Source organism: Gluconobacter sp. P1C6_b (assembly GCF_018811945.1).
In the GTDB taxonomy this organism is placed as follows: domain Bacteria; phylum Pseudomonadota; class Alphaproteobacteria; order Acetobacterales; family Acetobacteraceae; genus Gluconobacter.
Genome location: NZ_JACRVU010000077.1, coordinates 1 through 509, shown reverse-complemented (window position 1 = coordinate 509; position 509 = coordinate 1). Strand labels below are relative to the sequence as shown.

The 509-nt window shown below is 58.7% G+C and carries 1 protein-coding gene; it reads left to right on the top strand.

Annotated elements, in window-relative coordinates; translation table 11 throughout:
* The coding region (locus KP701_RS16210) for an integrase core domain-containing protein (RefSeq protein ID WP_215747924.1) at positions 1-459 on the top strand (459 nt) is incomplete at its 5' end.
* Positions 460-509 lie beyond the last annotated feature (50 nt).

The window sequence follows — 509 nt, the reverse complement described above, 5'->3', positions numbered from 1 at the left end:
TTCACGCGCAAGGTCCTGTCCTGGCGTCTGTCGAACACGATGGACGTGGAGTTCTGTATCGAGGCGCTACAGGATGCCCTCATGCGCTATGGCGCCCCGGACATTTTCAATACTGACCAGGGGTCGCAATTTACGACACCCCGTTTCACCGGGATACTGGAAGAGCGTCAGATCCGCATCAGTATGGACGGGCGTGGGCGATGGCTGGATAACGTGTTCATCGAGCGTCTGTGGCGGTCGCTGAAATATGAATGCGTCTACCTGCACGCGTTCGAGACCGGATCAGAGCTGAGGGCCGGGCTTGGCAGATGGATCGCCCATTATAACGAAAGGCGTCCGCATACGGCGCTGGCTGGACGTACGCCCGATGAGGCGTATCATGACGTGCCGACGCCATCTGGTCCGGGGTTAACCCCGGACCAGATGGCCAACAGCAACGCCGTCAGAAGGGCGGCATAACAACAACCGGGTATAGCTTATCAAGCCCGCAAAACTGTCCGAACGGACGG